Source organism: Mycobacterium sp. 1165178.9, from assembly GCF_001673555.1.
Lineage (GTDB): Bacteria > Actinomycetota > Actinomycetes > Mycobacteriales > Mycobacteriaceae > Mycobacterium.
Genome location: NZ_LZMB01000353.1, coordinates 1 through 16891 on the forward strand (window position 1 = coordinate 1; position 16891 = coordinate 16891).

Below are 16891 nucleotides of genomic sequence, written 5' to 3' on the forward strand. Positions count from 1 at the left end.
GAGCCTGCCCGTGGTAAAGGTGGCCCGCATCGCGGGGCAGTACGCCAAGCCGCGATCGGCCGACATCGACGCGCTGGGGCTGAAGTCTTACCGCGGTGACATGATCAACGGCTTCGCCCCGGACGCCGCCGTGCGCGAGCACGACCCGTCGCGGTTGGTGCGCGCCTACGCCAACGCCAGCGCGGCGATGAATCTGGTGCGGGCGCTGACGTCTTCGGGATTGGCCTCGCTGCATCTGGTGCACGACTGGAACCGGGAATTCGTCCGCACCTCGCCGGCCGGCGCGCGGTACGAGGCGCTGGCCACCGAGATCGATCGCGGCCTGCGCTTCATGAGCGCCTGCGGTGTGGCCGACCGCAACCTGCAGACCGCCGAGATCTACGCCAGCCACGAGGCTTTGGTGCTCGACTACGAGCGCTCCATGCTGCGCCTGTCTGAGAGCGACAGCGGCGAACCGCAGCTGTACGACTTGTCGGCGCACACCGTGTGGATCGGTGAGCGGACCCGCCAGCTCGACGGCGCCCACGTCGCCTTCGCCGAGGTGATCGCCAACCCGATCGGGGTCAAGATCGGCCCGACGATCACCCCCGAGCTGGCCGTCGAATACGTCGAGCGGCTCGACCCGCACAACAAGCCCGGCCGGTTGACCTTGGTGAGCCGGATGGGCAACAACAAGGTTCGCGACCTGCTGCCCCCGATCGTGGAGAAGGTCCAGGCCACCGGCCACCAGGTGATCTGGCAGTGTGACCCGATGCACGGCAACACCCACGAGTCGTCCAACGGTTACAAAACCCGCCACTTCGACCGCATCGTCGACGAGGTGCAGGGCTTCTTCGAGGTGCACCGCGCGCTGGGCACCCATCCGGGCGGCATCCACGTCGAGATCACCGGCGAGAACGTCACCGAGTGTCTGGGTGGGGCGCAAGACATTTCGGACACCGACTTGGTCGGCCGTTACGAAACCGCTTGCGACCCACGGCTGAACACCCAGCAGTCGCTCGAGTTGGCCTTCCTCGTCGCCGAGATGCTGCGCGACTGATCTAGCGTCGCCTACAACAGTCCGTTGAGGTTGCTCCCGACGGTCCACGCCGCGGCGGCGGCCAATCCGGTGATCGCCAGCACCAGCGCCACCCAGACCAGCACCATGCGCCTGCCGTGCTGGCGTGCCCACACGAATTCGCTGATTGGGATGCCCGCGAATTCGCCTGTGACAGGCTCGTATTCGTAGTCAACGTCGGGCTCGTCGCCGGTCTGCGCGGCGCGTTGCGGCTCCGACCAATCCTCGGGACCCCTCGTCATCTGGCGAGTGGGTTGACGCACCGGCGCCGGGCCGGTCGGTCCGGGCCGCTGCACGGTGGCCGGGCGTTGGGTGGTCCGGCTGCGCTGCAGCGCCGCCGACCTGTGTTGTGCGGAGTTTTGCGGCGCCGGCACCCGAAAATCCGGCAGCGCAAGCTCTTCGGCGATCGCATCGAGCTCGGCGCGCATCTCGATCGCGTCGGCATACCGCTCGGCCGGATCGCGGGCCGTCGCACGCTCCACGAATTCGTCGAACTGCGCGGGCACACCGTCGATGGCCGCACCGGGCGGCGGCACGTCGGTGTCCAGCCGTTGGTAGGCAAGCGACAACGCCGAATCGCCGGTGAACGGCGTGCGCCCGGTCAGCAGCTCATAGGTCATGATGCCCGCGGAGTAGACGTCGCTGCGCGGACTGGCGTCGCCGTCGCGCACCTGCTCGGGCGACAGGTAGGCCGCGGTGCCCAAAATCACGCTGCTAGAAGTGATTCCGGCCGCCGCGACGGCCCGGACCAACCCGAAGTCGGCGATCTTCACCTCGCCGTCGTCGGAGATCAGCACATTCTCGGGCTTGACGTCGCGATGCACCAGTCCGGCCCGGTGCGCGGCGGCCAGACCGCCGAGCACCGGACGAAGCACCGCCGCCACGGCGTACGGTGGCATGGGTCCGCGTTCGCCCAGCAACTCGCGCAGCGTGCCGCCCTCGATGAGCTCCATCACCAGAAACGGGTGCCGGGCATCCAGGCCCTGGTCGTAGACCGCCACCAGCCCGGGATCCTTGAGCCGGGCCACGGTTTGGGCCTCGCGCTGAAACCGGGTCAGGAATTGCGCGTCGCCGGCGTAGCGGGAATCCATCACCTTCACCGCGACCGGTCGGTCCAGCCGGGTGTCCAGGCCGCGATACACCGTCGACGTGCCGCCGCTGGCGATCCGGGACTGAACCCGGTAGCGGCCGTCCAGCAAAGCGTTGTCCAACGGATCGGCCGACCCGGCTTCGGGTCGGCGACGGTGCGGGCCGGCCCGGCCGGAGGAGGGGGTCCCGCCCCCGCGCGGGGAAGGGCCGGGCGGTTCGGCTTTGGCCACGGGGCCATCGTAAGTGCGCGCCCAGGATTGCCCGGCAGAACACGGGTTCAAGGTCGGCATCTAGGCATACACTTGCCCGGATGAGCAGTATTCCTGCCGGCGACGATGTGCTAGAGCCCGACGAGCCGATTTACGACTTGAAGCGGGTCGCCGAATTGATGGGGGTGCCGGTCACCAAGGTGCATCAGCAACTCCGGGATGGGCACCTGGTTGCGGTCCGGCGCGAGGAGGGCCTGGTGGTACCGCAGCTGTTCTTCACCAAATCCGGTGAGGTGGTCAAGAGCCTGCCGGGTTTGTTGACGATCCTGCACGACGGCGGCTATCACGACACCGAGATCGTGCGCTGGTTGTTCACCCGGGATCCCTCCCTGACGGTCACCCGAGATGGCAGCCGGGATGCGCTCAACAACGCCCGGCCCGTCGACGCCCTGCACGCCCACCAGGCGCGGGAAGTCGTGCGACGGGCGCAAGCGATGGCCTGCTGAGCTCGTTCGCTCATCCGACGGTGACGCCGTCTCCCTCGGGTTGCCGTGCGGGAGCTCTGTAGAGGCTGTACCAGGCGAACAACGCGCAGGCGGTGGCCAGCGAGAAGTGCAGCCACGAGTACATGCCATGGGAGCCATCAGGTTTGAAGATCACCATCACCCAGGTCGACAAGCCGCCGATGACTGCGACCGCCCGTCGGGACTGCGCCAGCGGGGCCACGATCGCCAGCGGCCACGAGTAGTACCAGGGCAGGGCGGCCGGCACGAACAGCACCACGATCAGCATCGACCACGCGATGCCGGTCAGCGCAGCCCGATCGTCGCGGCGGAAGCGCCACCACAACAGCGGCAGCGAAATCGCGATGACCGCGATGCCGACCAGCCGGGTGACGCGCAGGATCGGATAAAAGCTCACCGGGAAGAACCCGCTGCCGATCGCATGGATCAGGTTGGCGGCCGCGGTCGGCACCGTCAGCCAGTTGATGATCTTCACCGACCCGGCCAGCGCGGTCAGCCAGCCCAGGCCGACGCCGGCCACCGCGGACAGGACCGCGAAGACCACGGCGAAGATCAACAGCGATAACGCCGTCGCGGTGAAAAACGCTGGCACCGGCCGATATCCCCGCCGATCGCGCAGGTGCCGCATCCACACCCACACCAAAAACGGCAGCGCGATGCCCGCGGTGGCTTTGACCGCGATGGCGACCGTGATCAGCGTGATGCCCGCAACGTGGCGGCCGCCGAACGTCAGCGCGACGCCGGCGGCCATCAAGCCCACCATCAGCATCTCGTTGTGCACCCCGCCCATCAGATGAATGAGCACCAGGGGGTTCAGCGCACAGATCCACAGCGCCGTCGAACCGTCGGTACCCAGATGGCGCGCTATGCGCGGCGTCGCCCAGACCAGGAGGACCAGGCCGGGCAGCATGCACAACCGCAGCAACGCGGTGCCCGCCACCACGTTGTTGCCCACGATGATCGTGATGATCTTCGCCACCAGGATGAACACCGGGCCGTAGGGCGCGGTCGTGATGGACCAGATGGGACTGACGTTGTCCAGCAAGCTGTTCGGGTTGGCGACGGGACCGACCGCGTACGGATCCAGGCCGTCGCGCAGCAGCGCGCCCTGCGCCAGATACGAGTAGGTGTCCCGGCTGAAGACGGGCACCGACACCAGCAGCGGCGCCAGCCAAAAGCCGGTGGTGGCCCTCATGACGAACTCGCTCGCCTCGCCGGCCAGCACCCGACGGCCCAAGCTCAGCCACGCGATCAGCATCAGGCCGACACCGATCCACAACACGATCGACGACAGCACCAGGCCGTGGCCAAAACGCAACCAGGACATGTGTATTGACTCGAGCAGCGGGTCGTGCTGGCGGGTGCTGCCGGCGCCCAGCCCGCCCAGGGTGATCAGCACCGATCCCAGCAGGCCCAGCTTCGCCGGTCCGGAGTCACCGGCGGCGACGAACCCCTTCAGCTGTGAAAACCATTCGCCGCGAGAGGGTTTGGCGGCCGGCGAATCCGCGGCGGGGGTGTCCGTGGGCGTCGTCATCGATTCAGGCCGACCGGTTCGTGGCCAGCTTGGCCAATTCGGACAGCCCCGCTTTGGCCGCGGTGTTGATGGGTGCGGCCGCCAGCGTGGCCAGCGCCCGTTGGGTCAGCGCGGCGATCCGCTGCTCGGCCGCGGCCAGGGCGCCCACCGCCTCGATGACGTCGCGCAGCTGATCCACCTGCGTGTCGCTCAGGCGGCCCCCGACCGAGGTCCGTAATAGGTTGGCCGCCAACGGGTCTGACTTCTCCGCCAATTCCACCGCCTCGGCCAGCAGCACGGTGCGCTTACCTGATCGCAGATCGTCCCCGGACGGTTTGCCGGTGACCGCGGGGTCGCCGAAAACCCCGAGAACGTCGTCGCGCAGCTGAAACGCCACCCCCAGGTCCGTCCCGAACTGGCTGAAGGCGTCGTGGACGTCGGGCCGGTCGGCCGCGGCGGCCGCCCCGAGCTGCAGCGGCCGCGACACCGTGTAGCAGGCGGTTTTGAAGGTGTCGACGTTCATCGCCGAGGCGATCGAGGCGGCCGCGCTGGCCTCGGCGACGATATCGAGGTACTGCCCGCCGAGCACCTCGGTGCGGATGTTCGCCCACACCCGTCGCACCCGTCTTTGGGCCTGTGGCGTCAGCTCGACACCGAAGACGATGTCGTCGGCCCACGCCAACGCGAGATCGCCGAGCAAGATGGCGGCCGACATGCCGAACTGCTCCGGGGAGCCCTGCCAGTGCCGGTCGCGATGCAGCTGCGCGAACTGCACGTGCGTGGTCGGACGGCCCCGCCGGGTCGAGGAGTCGTCGATTACGTCGTCGTGCACCAGCGCGCAGGCGTGCAGCAGCTCGAGAGCGGAAAACAGCAGCAGCACTTGCTCATCGGGGGCTTCGGTGGCCACGGCGCGCCAGCCCCAGTAGGCGAACAAGGGCCGTAGCCGCTTGCCGCCATTGAGCACGAAATCTTCCAGCGCGGCGATCAGTCCGCTGTAATCCTCACCGATGTACGCGGTCTCGGTGCGCCGGTCATGCATGTACCGCCGCAATTGGTCGGTGATGGCGCCGGTCAACTCGACGGTTGCCGCTGCTTCGGAAGCTCCAAGGCTCAGCGCGGCGCCCCTTTCTGCTCGGCTGGCTGGGTGTTCCAGGCCCGACCAGTGTATTCGCCGCCCCACCCCCGCCGCCGCACATGACCCCGGCCGGTGAGCCCAGTTGCTTCGCCTGCCTCAATAACCCGCCCCTATGCTGGCGGGTGCGCTGGGGCTCGCGCGGAATCCGCGCGGCCCACAGGGCGCCCCCGGGAGTCGTCAGATGGAGAGAAGCCGCGTGACCCTCAACACCATTGCGCTCGAGCTGGTGCCGCCGAACGCCGACGAAGGTCGGGAGCGGGCGCTCGAAGAGGCGCGGAAAGTGGTGCGAAATTCCGCCGAGTCCGGCCTCGACGGCCGGATCGGACACGTGATGATTCCGGGGATCATCGCCGAGGACGACGATCGTCCCATCCAGATGAAGCCCAAGTTGGACGTGCTCGACTTCTGGTCGGTCGTCAAGCCGGAACTGCCCGGCATCAAGGGCCTGTGCACGCAGGTCACCGCGTTCATGGACGAGCCGTCGCTGCGCGCGCGGCTGACTGAGCTGACGTCGGCCGGCATGGAAGGCGTTGTGTTCGTCGGCGTGCCGCGCACCATGAACGACGGCGAGGGCTCCGGCGTGGCCCCCACCGATGCCCTGTCGATCTACCGCGAGCTGCTGACCAACCGCGGCGTCATCCTGATCCCCACCCGGGACGGCGAACAGGGCCGGTTCACCTTCAAGTGCGACCAGGGAGCCACCTATGGCATGACCCAGCTGTTGTACTCCGACGCGGTCGTGGGCTTCCTGAGCGAGTTCGCCGAAAAGACCGACCACCGGCCGGAGATCCTGCTGTCATTCGGCTTCGTACCGAAGATGGAGAGCCGGGTCGGACTGATCAACTGGCTCATTCAGGATCCAGGCAATCCGGCGGTGGCCGCCGAGCAGGAGTTCGTCAAGAAGCTGGCCGCCGGCGAACCGGCGCAGAAGCGCCAGCAGATGGTCGATCTCTACAAACGGGTCATCGACGGGGTCGCCGAGCTCGGCTTTCCGCTGAGCATCCATCTCGAGGCGACCTACGGAAATTCCGGACCGGCTTTCCAGACGTTCGCGGAGATGCTCGCCTACTGGTCACCGGCCGGGCAGGCTTAGCTAGCTGGGCGGCGGTTGGTCGCGCGGCGCGGTCAACCGCGGTGACCGGTCCCGGCTGACCCAGGCCAAGAGGCCCACGACGCCCGCGGCCGCGAACGACGCGATGCACAGCCACACCACCGCTCCGGTGAAGGACCGGGTGTTGGGGTCGGTGTAACGGGCCTGGGCGGTCATGGTGCTCACCACGCCCGGTTTGAGCTTCCACGCCACCACGTCGGGTTCGACCCGATCGCCGTTGGTGGAGGTCACTACGCCGGGAAAGGCCACGGTCAGCTCCACGTCGGCCTCGGGGTCGGTCAGCGAGGTCAGGTCCGCCCGGCCCTCCAGGATCACCAGGTTGCCGTTGCGGCGCAGCGTCAGGTTCACCCCGGAGGCGTCGGAGTTCATGTTGGCCAGCTGCGGCAACTCGGCGAACGTCAGATCGGAGAACACCGCCTGCGAGCCGACGTAGCCGTCGCTGTCGTAGTTCGACACCGCCACCTTCTGGCTGAAGGGCAGGTTATTGCTGTCCAGTTGTGGACCGGTGTCTTTGGAGGTTTTGGGTTTGGCGGCGGCGACGATCTCGCCGGACACCAGGTCGTCAGGGGAGACGGTGAGCGACGCCCTGACCCGCAGACATCCAGTGGCCAGCGGCACCAGCAGCAGCAACATCGCGATGGCCGTCAGGCGGCGCCGCCGAGCTCGAAACGCTCGGGATCCTCGGCTGCTGGACGGGGGAGAGCTGGCTCGCACCAGGTCATCGTGCCAGATCCGATGTCCCACTTAGTGGAGTCTTCCGATGTGTGCCGACTTCGGGTGTTACAGGGGGAGCTTGCGGCCCAGGATGGCAAACGCCCGCGGGTCGCCGGCGAAGTGGTAGCCGCGGATGACGTCGGTGAAGCCCAGCCGCCGGTACAACCGCCACGCGCGGTTGGGCTCACCATTGGTTTCCGGCGTGGAGAGCAATACATTGCGCTCGGCGCGACCGGCCAGCAGCCGTCGCGCCAACGCCTCGCCGAGACCGCGGCCCTGGGCGCGCGGGTGGATGTGCAGCTCGGTCAACTCGAAGTAGCTGTCCATCAGCCGGGAGATCTCCTGGGGCGGCGAGCCCCCGCGCTGCATGCCCAGCACGACCTGCTGCTGCCACCATTGCCCGGGAGCACCGGGGTAGCCGTATGCCACGCCGAGCAGCGGGGCGCCGGCCAAGTCTTCCGCCGAGGGTGGTTGTGCGCCTGCGTCTTCGGATTCATGGGTTTCGACGACGCCGGCGCCCTGCCAGCCCCGCCGCCGGATATGTTCGAGCCACATCGCAGCGCGCTGATTCTCGGTGCCCCGTGGGTAGCGCATCGCGTCGACGTAGACCGCCAGGGCATCGCCCAGGCGACGCTCCATGTCGCTGGGGAGCAGATCGATGAGGCATATCGCCAACTCGCGGTCTCCTCCTCATCGGGCGTCCAGGCTGGTGCGGGTCCCGGGCACTATTTCGCGGGCACTATGTGGTCGCTGTGGTCCAGGTCCCTATTGCCCATTATCGGACCCAGCTGCGACGGCCGGGCGGGCGGTCGCAGCACCGGACCGGTGAACCGTCGCGGTTCGGGAAGCCGGTTGTAGCGCACGGCCGTTCCGGTCTCGCGGAGCGCCGGGAGGTGGGCGGGATAGAATCGGCGGCGAACCAGTGGTATGGGGCAGATTGACCTCGTATCATTGAATTAATGCCCTCCCAACGGGCATCCGCGTGTTACCGATAGTCACGTGCCATACCGTCGGCAAGGAGGGACGAATGCCACTCTCCGATCATGAGCAGCGGATGCTCGATCAGATCGAGAGCGCGCTCTATGCCGAGGACCCCAAATTCGCGTCAAGCGTTCGCGGTGGGGGCTTTCGCGCACCTACCGCCCGTCGGCGGCTGCAGGGCGTGGCGCTGTTCGTCATCGGCTTGGCCATGCTGGTCTCCGGGGTGGCGTTCAGGGCAACGATGATCGGAAACTTCCCGATTCTCAGCGTCTTCGGGTTCATCGTCATGTTCGGCGGAGTGATCTTCGCGATCACCGGTCCCCGGTTGTCCGGCAGGGCCGATCATTCCGGGCCGGCACCCACTTCGCTGCGTCAGCGCCGCAACAAGAGCGGGGGTTCGTTCACCAGCCGCATGGAGGATCGGTTCCGCCGCCGCTTCGACGACTAGGCGCATTCACACATTCGGGGTAGCCACCGGCTGCCCCGATTTGTTTCCCCAGGGCTCGGCGGCGTCGACCGTCCGGCCGTGACAATCAACCGTCGATGCCGTTTTGCAGCTCAACCGAGCCCTAACCGAGGCGCGTCGCAGCATTCACGCCCCACCGCGCCCCACTAGAGTTCCCCACTACGCCCCACAATGCGTATTTTGCCTGGTAAGCGCGATTCGTCCGACGCCCTTGGACAGGCCCGGGCACGCTCCCGACACACCCTTCATGCCGCTTTGACCGCGCCCTGACGACGGATAACCCCGAAAACGCCACGGCGACATCGCGAGAATGGGGCAGAGTGGGGGATTGTGGGGTATGGTGGCTGCAGCGTTTGGGTGACCCCAAAGGGGAGGTGAGCTGGTGTTTCTCGGCACCTACACGCCCAAACTCGACGACAAGGGGCGGCTGACGCTGCCCGCCAAGTTCCGCGACGCGCTGGCAGGGGGGTTGATGGTCACCAAGAGTCAGGACCACAGCCTCGCCGTCTATCCGCGGGCGGAATTCGAGCAATTGGCCCGCCGGGCGAGCAAGGCCTCGCGGAGCAACCCCGAGGCCCGGGCGTTTCTCCGCAACCTCGCGGCCGGCACCGACGAGCAGCATCCCGACGCGCAGGGCCGGATCACGTTGTCGGCCGACCACCGGCGGTACGCGAACCTTTCGAAGGACTGCGTGGTCATCGGCGCGATCGACAACCTGGAGATCTGGGATGCCCAGGCTTGGCAGGACTACCAGCAGACCCACGAAGAGAACTTCTCCGCGGCCAGCGATGAAGCACTCGGCGACATCATCTGAGGCGCATGCCCGTGCAACGTGGCCTCTGCCCGAACCGACCCTGGCGTACTTCCCCAACGCCAGGTTCGCGACTTCGGTCAGAGACCTCGATGCAGGGGCGCCGCACCTGGTAAGGCCCGTCCGGGCGGCACAGACCCGAGGCGGCGCGAGGGCCCGGCTCGTGGCGGCCGGGGTGGCCGACGGCTGCCGGCAGATCCGTGGAGGCGTTGCGGTGGCTGAGAATTCGAGTTCCGACGACTACGGCCATGTCCCGGTCCTGCTGGAACGCTGCGTCGAACTGATCACACCCGCGCTTACCCGTCACCACCACGACGGGTCGGGGGCGACGCTGCTCGATGCCACCCTCGGCGCGGGTGGCCACGCGGAGCGGTTCCTCACCGACCTGCCGGGGCTGCGGCTGATCGGAATCGACCGCGATCCCACTGCGCTGGACATCGCCCGGGCCCGGCTGGCGCGCTTCGCCGACCGGGTCACGCTGGTGCACGCGCGCTACGACGGCATCGCCGGGGCGCTGGACGAATCCGGTTATGCGGCAGCCGAATCGGTGGATGGAATCCTGTTCGACCTCGGGGTGTCGTCCATGCAGCTGGATCGCGCGGAGCGGGGCTTCGCCTACGCCCAGGACGCACCGCTGGACATGCGGATGGACCCGTCGTCGCCGCTGACCGCGGCCGACATCGTCAACACCTACGACGAGGCGGAGCTGGCGAGCATCTTGCATCGCTACGGCGAGGAGCGGTTCGCACGTCGCATCGCCGCGCACATCGTGCGCCGACGTTCCCGTGAGCCGTTCAGGTCGACGTCGGACTTGGTAGCCCTGCTGTACGAGGCGATTCCGGCCGCGGCCCGGCGCACCGGAGGACACCCGGCCAAGCGCACGTTCCAGGCGCTGCGGATCGCGGTCAACGACGAGCTGGACACGCTGCGCCGCGCACTCCCGGCCGCGCTGGAGGCCCTGAACGTCGGCGGCCGCATCGTGGTGATGGCCTACCAATCGCTGGAAGACCGGATAGTCAAGCGGCTCTTCGCGCAGGCGGTGGCGTCGCGCACCCCGGTGGACCTCCCGGTCGAGCTTCCCGGCCATGAGCCGCGATTCCGGTCCGTTACACACGGCGCCGAACGCGCGGACGCCGCCGAGGTCGAACGCAATCCACGCAGCGCCGCGGTGCGGTTGCGGGCGCTGCAACGAATGGAATCAGAGCAGGCTGGGGGGGAAGGCGACGCATGAGAGCAGAACGCGAGACGCAGAAGCGGCGCGGTGGCAGCGACCGTCGGGGCGGACGCGACGGTCCTGCCCGGCGCAGCACCCGTCCCGCGACCGAATCCGCGTCGGCGCGGCGCACCCGCGGCGGCCGGGCCTCGGCGCCCGCCCGCGAAGCCCGCGCGCCCAAGCACGGACCGCAGACCAGCCCCATCGCCCGGCCGGCGCGGCCCAAGAGCGCCAGCCAGGCCAAGGCGCGGGCCAAGGCGCGGAAAGCCAAAGCGCCCAAGGTGGTTCGTCCTCGTCTGACCGAACGGCTGGCCGCCCGGCTGGCATCGATCGACCTGCGGCCGCGGACGCTGGCCAGCAAGGTTCCGTTCGTCGTGCTGATCATCGGTGCGCTGGGCGTCGGCCTCGGGCTCACGCTGTGGCTGTCCACGGACTCCGCCGAACGCTCCTACAAGTTGAGCCATGCCCGGGAGCGGACCCGGTTACTGCAGCAGCAGAAGGAAGCGCTGGAGCGCGACGTGCGCGAAGCGGAGGCCGCCCCTGCGCTGGCGGAGGCGGCCCGCAAGCAGGGCATGATCCCGAGCAGGGACACCGCGCATCTGGTCCAGGACCCGTCCGGGAACTGGGTGGTGGTCGGCACACCCAAGCCGGCCGACGGCGTTCCGCCGCCGCCGCTGAACAGCAAGCTTCCCGACGAAGTGCCGCAGCCCCCCAAGCCACCGGCCGCGCCCCCGGAGGTCTCGACCCGGGTCGAGCCGGCCCCCGGCGGCCCCGCCCCGGCCAGGTCCGGGCCCGAAGCGCTGCTGCGCGCCCCCGACGGCGCGTCGACGGTGGGCGGGCAACACCTGCCGCCGGCGGCGCCTCCGGTGCCCGGCGCGCCTGCCGGCCCCGGGTTGCCCGTGACGGGTACGCTGCCCGGCATGCCAGGCGGACCGGCGACGGGTGCATTGCCCGGCATGCCCGCTGCACCGGCAACCGGCCCGGTCACCGGACGCGCGCCCGGCGTGCTGCCGGGGTTGCCGACGCCGGGATTGCCCATGCCGGCCGGACCCGCGACGCCTCTGGCCCCGGCCGAGGTGCCGATTCCCTTGGGCGGGTTGCCGATTCCGGCGCCTGGCCAGGTGCCCGCGCCGTTGCCCGCCGAGATCCCGGTCCCGTTGCAGTTGGGCCGCCCGGCGGCGCCGGCCCAACCGGCGGCCCCCGGCGCGCCGGCTAGCGGCCTGCCCGGGTCCGCGGTCGTCGTTCCGCCAGGTGTGCCCAGGTGAGCCGCGGTGAATCCCCTCGGGCACGGCGGTCGCAGTCCGCGCGGCCGACCCGTGGTCCCCGTAAGGACGTGCAGGCCAAGGACGTACGGCAATCCAAGCGGCGCGCGAAGCCTGCGCAAGCAGACGTTCGCGAGCCGAAGCGGTTTCGGAAAGCCAAGCAAGCCAAAGGCGTCGGGGCGGCACAGCGGTCCGAGGCGGCGGCGTCAGGGCACTCGGCGCGGCAGCGTCGCACCCGCCAGATCGTGGAGTTGACCAGCCGCGGTGGGTCATTCGTCTTCCGGCATCGCGCCGGCAACGTGGTCATCCTGGTGCTGATGCTGATGGCGGCCGCCCAGCTGTTCGTCCTGCAGGTGACCAACGCCTCGTCGCTGCGCGCCCAGGCCGCCGGTCAGCTCAAGGTCACCGATGTGGAAAAAGCGGTGCGCGGCAGCATCATCGACCGTCGCAAGGACCAGCTCGCCTTCACCATCGAGTCGCGGGCGCTGACCTTCCAGCCGAAACGGATTCGCAAGCAACTGGAGGAAGCCAAAGCCAAGAACTCGAGCGCCCCGGATCCGCAGCAGCGGTTGCGCGATATCGCCAAAGAGGTCTCCGGTCGGCTGGGCAACAAGCCGGACTCGGCAACCGTCTTGAAGAAGCTGCAAACCGACGAGAACTTCGTCTACCTGGCGCGCGCCGTCGATCCCGCTGTCGCCAGCGCGATCTCGGACAAGTATCCCGAGGTCGGTTCCGAACGCCAGGATCTGCGCCAGTATCCGGGGGGATCGCTGGCGGCCAACATCGTCGGCGGCATCGACTGGGACGGTCACGGCCTGCTGGGCCTGGAAGAGGCGATGGACTCGGTGCTGTCCGGCACCGACGGCTCGGTCACCTACGACCGCGGATCCGACGGTGTGGTCATCCCCGGCAGCTACCGCAACCGGCATCGGGCGGTCAACGGCTCGATGGTCCAGCTGACCCTCGACGACGACATCCAGTTCTACGTGCAGCAGCAGGTTCAGCAGGCCAAGAACGTGTCTGGCGCGCATAATGTTTCGGCCGTCGTGCTCGACGCCAAGACCGGCGAAGTGCTGGCCATGGCCAACGACAACACCTTTGACCCCTCCCAGGACATCGGGCGTCAGGGCGACAAGCAGCTGGGCAACCTGGCGGTGTCCTCGCCGTTCGAGCCCGGCTCGGTGAACAAGGTGATCACCGCGTCGTCGGTCATCGAGTACGGCTTGTCCAATCCCGATGAGGTGTTGCAGGTTCCGGGCACCATCGAGATGGGCGGGGTTTCCATTCACGACGCGTGGGAGCACGGCGTGATGCCCTACACCACCACCGGCGTGTTCGGAAAGTCCTCCAACATCGGCACTTTGATGCTCGCGCAGCGCGTCGGGCCGGAGCGCTTCTACGACATGGTCCGCAAATTCGGTCTGGGGCAACGCACCAACGTGGGCCTGCCGGGGGAGAGCGCCGGGTTGGTGCCGCCGATCGACCAGTGGTCGGGCAGCACGTTCTCGAACCTGCCCATCGGGCAGGGTCTTTCGATGACGTTGTTGCAGATGACCGCGATGTATCAGACGATCGCCAACGACGGGCTACGGATGCCGCCGCGGATCATCAAGGCCACCATCGCCCCCGACGGCACGCGCACCGAAGAGCCGCGCCCGGAAGGCGTGCGGGTGGTGTCGCCGCAGACGGCGCAGACCGTGCGCAACATGCTGCGTGCGGTCGTGCAAAAGGACCCGATGGGCTACCAGCAGGGCACGGGGGCCGCCGCTGCGGTGACGGGCTATCAGATGGCCGGCAAGACGGGCACCGCGCAGCAGATCAACCCGGCCTGCGGCTGTTATTTCGACAATGTCTACTGGATCACGTTCGCCGGAATGGCCACCGTCGACAACCCCCGGTACGTCATCGGCATCATGATGGACAACCCGGAGCGCAACGCCGACGGCACGCCGGGTCACTCGGCGGCCCCGTTGTTCCACAACATCGCCGGCTGGCTCATGCAGCGCGAAAACGTGCCGCTGTCGCCCGACCCCGGCCCGCCGCTGACGTTGCAGGCCACCTAGCGGGTCGCCGCCAGGCGGCCGGAGGTGCCGAAACCCCGGTAAGCCGCCCGGCGGCTTCGTCGGCGCGCGGATCGCCTCATGCCCGGATTCTGCTAGGTAGGGTGTCATGGCCGATCATGAGGACGACGCCGCGTCGGAGGGAGGTGTGAGCAGAGTGGTGCCCGTGCCCACTGGGTTACGCCCCAGCGCCGCCGCGGGCGTGCGGCTGCCCGCACTCGCGGAACTCCTCGGCGCGGTGTTGGCCGACGGTCCAGGTCAGGGCAGCACCGTGCCCGACGTGACCATCACCGGGGTGACGCTGCGCGCCCAGGACGTGCTGCCTGGTGACCTGTTTGCCGCACTGCCCGGTCTGGCGACCCACGGGGCCCGTTTTGTCGCCGACGCGATCGAACGCGGCGCGGTCGCCGTGCTCACCGATCCCGCCGGAGTCGCCGAGATGGCCACCCCGACCGTTCCGACGCTGGTGCACCCCGCCCCCCGCGGTGTGCTCGGCGGCGTGGCCGCAAGGGTGTACGGAAATCCGTCGGACCGGATGGCGGTCATCGGTATCACCGGCACGTCCGGCAAGACCACCACCACTTATATGGTCGAGGCCGGTCTGCGCGCCGCCGGCCGCACCGCCGGGCTGATCGGGACCATCGGGATTCGCATCGACGGCGCCGACGTCCCCAGCGCGCTGACCACTCCGGAGGCGCCGGCACTGCAGGCGATGCTGGCCGCGATGGCCGAACGGGGTGTGGACACCGTCGTCATGGAGGTCTCCAGCCATGCGCTGGCGTTGGGCCGGGTGGACGGAACCCGCTTCGCGGCGGGCGGTTTCACCAACCTGTCCCGCGATCACCTGGACTTCCACCCGACCATGGAAGACTACTTCAACACCAAAGCCTTGCTGTTCGAGCCGCATTCGCCGCTACGGGCGCACCGCGTCGTGGTGTGCGTCGACGACGAGGCCGGGCGGGCCATGGCGGCCCGGGCCGGCGACGCGATCACCGTCAGCGCCGAGGGTCAGCCCGCGCACTGGCGCGCCGTCGGCGTGGCCCCGATGGGCGCCGGGGGACAACAGTTCACCGTCGTCGATCCCGCCGGCGCCCGGCATCAGGTCGCAGTCCCGCTACCCGGTCACTACAACGTCGCCAATTGCCTTGTGGCGCTGGCTCTTCTGGATGTGGTGGGGGTGTCGCCGGAGCGGCCGGCGCCGGGGCTGCGGCAGACCCGCGTGCCGGGACGCATGGAACAGATCGACGCCGGCCAGGACTTCCTGGCCCTGGTCGACTACGCCCACAAGCCGGGCGCCCTGCGCGCGGTGCTGACCACGCTGGTGCGTCCGGGCCGGCGCCTGGCGGTGGTGTTCGGCGCCGGCGGCGAACGCGATCCGGGCAAACGGGCGCCGATGGGTGCCACCGCCGCCGAGCTGGCGGACCTGGTCGTCGTCACCGATGACAATCCGCGCGGTGAGGACCCGGCCTCGATTCGCCGAGAGATCCTGGCCGGCGCGGCCGAAAGTGGTTGCGCGGCAGAGGTCGTCGAGGTTGCCGATCGGCGCGACGCGATCAGGCGCGCGGTCGCGTGGGCGCGTCCGGGTGATGTGGTGCTGATCGCCGGCAAGGGTCATGAGACCGGGCAGCGCGCCGGCGGACACACTCGCCCCTTCGACGATCGGGTGGAGCTGGCCGAGGCGTTGCGGGACCTCGACGGGGTACAGCGGTGATCGACCTGACCGTCGCCCAGATCGCCGACATCGTCGGGGGCACCCTGTCCGACATCTCCCCGCACGACGCCGCGCGGCGTCACGTCACCGCAGCGGTGGAATTCGACTCACGCGCCGTCAAGCCTGGCGGCCTGTTCCTGGCGCTGCCGGGAGCGCGGACCGACGGGCATGACTTTGCGCCGGCGGCGGTCGCAGCGGGTGCGGTGGCCGTCCTGGCGGCACGACCGGTCGGGGTTCCGGCCATCGTGGTGCCCCCCCGACCGCCGGTGGCGGACCCGGACCGCGGGCTAGCCGGGGTGCTCGAGCACGACGCCGACGGGTCCGGCGCGGCGGTGCTGGGCGCGCTGGCCAAGCTGGCCCGGATGGTCGCCGCCGAACTGGTGGCCGGCGGGCTGAGGATCGTCGGCATCACCGGATCTTCGGGGAAGACCTCGACCAAGGACCTGGTGGCCGCCGTCCTGGCGCCGCTGGGTGAGGTGGTGGCCCCGCCCGGGTCGTTCAACAACGAGCTGGGACACCCGTGGACGGTGCTGCGGGCGACGGCCGACACCGACTACCTGGTTCTGGAGATGTCGGCCCGCCATCCCGGAAACATCGCCGCGCTCGCCGAAATCGCCACCCCGTCCATCGGGGTGGTCCTCAACGTCGGTACCGCGCACCTCGGCGAGTTCGGCTCGCGCGAGGCCATCGCCCAGACGAAATCCGAACTGCCCCAGTCCGTTCCGGCATCGGGTGTGGTGATCCTGAACGCCGACGATCCGGCCGTGGCGGCGATGGCGAACGTGACCGCGGCCCGGGTGGTCCGGGTCAGCCGCGCCGAGCGCACCAGCGCGGGCCCCAGCGACCTGTGGGCCGGGCCGGTTTCCCTCGACGAGCTGGCCCGGCCGCGGTTCACGCTGCACCGCCGCGATGCGTCCGGGGTGACGCAGGTGCCGGTGCAGCTCGGCGTCTACGGCGACCACCAGGTGAGTAACGCGCTGTGCGCGGCCGCGGTGGCGCTGGAATGCGGCGGCGACCCGCAACAGGTGGCCGCCG

The 16891-nt window shown here is 69.1% G+C and carries 15 protein-coding genes; 10 read left to right on the forward strand and 5 right to left on the reverse strand.

The window, feature by feature from the left end; genetic code table 11:
• Window positions 1-1039, forward strand: a 1039-nt coding sequence (locus A5652_RS15340) for a 3-deoxy-7-phosphoheptulonate synthase (RefSeq protein WP_067352858.1), incomplete at its 5' end; no start/stop codon positions are given.
• 11 nt (window positions 1040-1050) lie between these two features.
• Here A5652_RS15340 and A5652_RS15345 read toward each other — a convergent pair.
• A complete protein-coding gene (locus A5652_RS15345; protein WP_067352863.1) occupies window positions 1051-2268 on the reverse strand; it encodes a protein kinase in 1218 nt (405 codons plus the stop codon).
• A gap of 188 nt (window positions 2269-2456) precedes the next feature.
• On the opposite strand from A5652_RS15345, the gene A5652_RS15350 reads away from it, so the two are divergent.
• Window positions 2457-2861, forward strand: coding sequence for an Rv2175c family DNA-binding protein (locus tag A5652_RS15350; RefSeq protein ID WP_067352868.1), 405 nt, complete (start codon window positions 2457-2459; stop codon window positions 2859-2861).
• A gap of 10 nt (window positions 2862-2871) precedes the next feature.
• Here A5652_RS15350 and A5652_RS15355 read toward each other — a convergent pair whose 3' ends face one another.
• Together A5652_RS15355 and idsA2 are read right to left on the reverse strand one after the other, a co-directional pair.
• A complete protein-coding gene (locus A5652_RS15355; protein WP_067352871.1) occupies window positions 2872-4413 on the reverse strand; it encodes an alpha-(1->6)-mannopyranosyltransferase A in 1542 nt (513 codons plus the stop codon).
• A 4-nt stretch (window positions 4414-4417) separates the two neighbouring features.
• The gene (gene idsA2 / locus A5652_RS15360) at window positions 4418-5467 is read right to left on the reverse strand and encodes a bifunctional (2E,6E)-farnesyl/geranyl diphosphate synthase (protein ID WP_067352875.1); all 1050 of its coding nucleotides are present in this window, start codon (window positions 5465-5467) and stop codon (window positions 4418-4420) included.
• 256 nt (window positions 5468-5723) lie between these two features.
• On the opposite strand from idsA2, the gene A5652_RS15365 reads away from it, so the two are divergent.
• Window positions 5724-6620, forward strand: coding sequence for a mycobacterial-type methylenetetrahydrofolate reductase (locus A5652_RS15365; protein ID WP_067352878.1), 897 nt, complete (start codon window positions 5724-5726; stop codon window positions 6618-6620).
• On the opposite strand, the gene A5652_RS15370 is transcribed toward A5652_RS15365, so the two are convergent.
• Both A5652_RS15370 and A5652_RS15375 read right to left on the reverse strand, forming a co-directional pair.
• On the reverse strand, window positions 6621-7271 hold the full coding sequence (locus tag A5652_RS15370) for a DUF3153 domain-containing protein (protein WP_067352880.1): 651 nt from the start codon (window positions 7269-7271) through the stop codon (window positions 6621-6623).
• Window positions 7272-7418: 147 nt separating this feature from the next.
• Entirely contained in the window at window positions 7419-8027 is a 609-nt protein-coding gene (locus A5652_RS15375; RefSeq protein WP_067352883.1) for an N-acetyltransferase, read from the reverse strand.
• 352 nt (window positions 8028-8379) lie between these two features.
• Between A5652_RS15375 and A5652_RS15380 the strand changes: the two genes are divergently transcribed.
• The 7 genes from A5652_RS15380 to murF form a co-directional block, all read left to right on the forward strand.
• Window positions 8380-8781: a DUF3040 domain-containing protein gene (locus tag A5652_RS15380; protein ID WP_067352886.1), complete on the forward strand. Its 402-nt coding sequence runs from the start codon at window positions 8380-8382 to the stop codon at window positions 8779-8781.
• Between the two features lie 400 nt (window positions 8782-9181).
• Window positions 9182-9613: a division/cell wall cluster transcriptional repressor MraZ gene (mraZ, locus tag A5652_RS15385; RefSeq protein WP_067352892.1), complete on the forward strand. Its 432-nt coding sequence runs from the start codon at window positions 9182-9184 to the stop codon at window positions 9611-9613.
• Window positions 9588-10841 (forward strand): 16S rRNA (cytosine(1402)-N(4))-methyltransferase RsmH, encoded by a 1254-nt coding sequence (rsmH, locus tag A5652_RS15390; protein WP_156745357.1) that lies wholly within the window; start codon window positions 9588-9590, stop codon window positions 10839-10841. Before mraZ ends, rsmH begins: the two co-directional genes overlap by 26 nt.
• On the forward strand, window positions 10838-12088 hold the full coding sequence (locus tag A5652_RS15395) for a hypothetical protein (RefSeq protein ID WP_067352894.1): 1251 nt from the start codon (window positions 10838-10840) through the stop codon (window positions 12086-12088). The genes rsmH and A5652_RS15395 overlap by 4 nt, the downstream gene beginning before the upstream one ends.
• A gap of 68 nt (window positions 12089-12156) precedes the next feature.
• Window positions 12157-14148 (forward strand): penicillin-binding protein 2, encoded by a 1992-nt coding sequence (locus tag A5652_RS15400; protein ID WP_082983922.1) that lies wholly within the window; start codon window positions 12157-12159, stop codon window positions 14146-14148.
• Window positions 14149-14254: 106 nt separating this feature from the next.
• The gene (locus A5652_RS15405; protein WP_067352899.1) at window positions 14255-15856 is read left to right on the forward strand and encodes a UDP-N-acetylmuramoyl-L-alanyl-D-glutamate--2,6-diaminopimelate ligase; all 1602 of its coding nucleotides are present in this window, start codon (window positions 14255-14257) and stop codon (window positions 15854-15856) included.
• Window positions 15853-16891, forward strand: a 1039-nt coding sequence (gene murF, locus A5652_RS15410; protein WP_067352902.1) for a UDP-N-acetylmuramoyl-tripeptide--D-alanyl-D-alanine ligase, incomplete at its 3' end; no start/stop codon positions are given. The genes A5652_RS15405 and murF, both read left to right, overlap by 4 nt.